This window comes from Streptomyces griseorubiginosus (genome assembly GCF_017614965.1).
Classification (GTDB): Bacteria; Actinomycetota; Actinomycetes; order Streptomycetales; family Streptomycetaceae; genus Streptomyces; species Streptomyces griseorubiginosus_B.
In genome coordinates this window covers 1-1,748 of sequence record NZ_WVUG01000614.1, presented here as the reverse complement: position 1 = coordinate 1,748, position 1,748 = coordinate 1, and the positions used below count along the sequence as shown (strand labels likewise).

The following is a 1,748-nucleotide window of genomic DNA, read 5'->3' as shown; positions in this document are numbered from 1 at the left end:
GCCTGGGACCGGTGCGGGTGCGAGTGGGGCGCCTGGGGTGCCCTCCGCTTCGGGGGCTCCGTCCGACTTCTCGCTCTCCTCTCTGCCGGGACTGACTCCGCCGGCTCACTCGCGGCCTCAGTCCGGCACGGGTGCCGGTACGGCTCCGGGGGCGCCGTTCACTCCGCCGGCTCCGGCGCCCGGAGCGCCCTTCACGCCTCCCGCTCCGGCGCCCGGAGCGCCTTTCACGCCTCCCGCTCCGGCTCCAGGCGCGCCGTTCACGCCACGGCCGGCTGCCGCCGCGCCTGGGGCACCGTTCACGCCGCCGGCTCCGGCACCGGGTGCGCCGTTCGCGCCGCCGGTCGGTGGGCCGGGGGCGGTGCCGAAGCTTCCGGTGGGGAGCGGGTTCGAGCCGCAGCCCCAGCCGCAGGGGCAAGGGCAGGGGCCGGCGGAGACGCCTGGAGCGGGTGCCGCGTCGGCGGTTCCGTCGGCTCCGTTGACGCCCGAGGCGTCCGGTTCCCCGGCTTCCGATGAGGAGTCCGGGAACGGTGATCTGGACAGTGGCCGCACCATGCGGTTCTCTCCGGTGGCCCTGAAGCAGGAGATCTCCGAGCGTGCCGGCTCGGCCGAGGTAGAGCGAGGTTCGGAGGACGACGCCGAGGCCGTGAACGAGGAGGGCGCTGCGGACTCCGTGGACGGGGACGACGTCGAGGGCACCGGCGAGGTCGACGGTTCCGCCGAGGCGGCGACCGCGGAGACCGGCGCCGATGATGCGGCCGACGATGGCGAAGACTCCGGTTCGGCCGAGGTGATCGAGCTCGGGAGCCACTCCGACGACGATTCCTCCGAGGAGGCGGAGGCTTCGGCGGCCGCTGCGGAGGGGGCGGACGCGGACGAAACGGCGGATGCGGAGGCGGGTGACGCCGACACCGAGGTTGCCGCCGATGCAGAGGCAGATGGAGAGACGGAAGCCTCGGCGTCCGAGGACGCGGAGGCGGCGTCTCAGGACTCGGAGCACGAGCACGCCACTTCCGAGGAGCAGGTGCCCGCGGAGGCGGCGGCCGTTGACGATGAGTCGGCGGACACGGTGGACGAGGAAGCGGTACGAGGGGACGCCGAGCCCTCCGAGGCCGTATCCACGGATGCCGAGCCGTCCGACGCCGAAGCCCAAGCCAGCGAGGCGCAGGGCAGCGAGCCGCAGGATGCTGTTCCGAGCGCGTCCGCGGCCCCGCAGGACGCCCCTCCCGCCTGGGCTCCGCCGCCGGCGCCGCAGGGCGAACTGCCGCCGTTGCCCCCGTCGTACCAGCCCGCGGCGCCCGCGGCGGCCGCAGAGTGGCCCGTACAGCCGCAGCAGCAGGATCCGGCGGCACCCGCGCAGCCGCCGGCCCCTCAGGGCCGGCCGCCGGTACCGCCGCAGCCGTTCCAGCCGCAGGCCCCTCAGTCGGCCCCGGCAGCCTGGAACGCCCCGGCAGCACCCCAGCAGACTCCGGGCACCCAGCAGCCGAGCGCCCCGGCGCCCAACACGCCGGGGGGCTACGGCTTCCCGCATCCCGGCGCTCCTGGCCAGCCCCCGGCCGCACACCAACCGCCGACCGCCGCCCCGGCGCCCAACACCCCAGCGGGCTACGGCTTCCCGCACCCCGCCCAGCCTCCGGCCACCCCGCACCAAGCCGGCGCTCCTGACCCGAACACGCAAGGCGCGTACGGCTTCCCGCACCCGGGTTCCGCGGCAGCACAGCCGCCGAGCGGCGCACCCGCGCCCCACACCC

Annotated in this window: 1 pseudogene; it reads left to right on the top strand. The window is 76.2% G+C overall.

The features are described 5' to 3' along the window. Positions 1–550 precede the first annotated feature (550 nt). Positions 551–1,748: pseudogene (locus tag GRC12_RS44190) on the top strand (topoisomerase II); the annotation flags it as partial.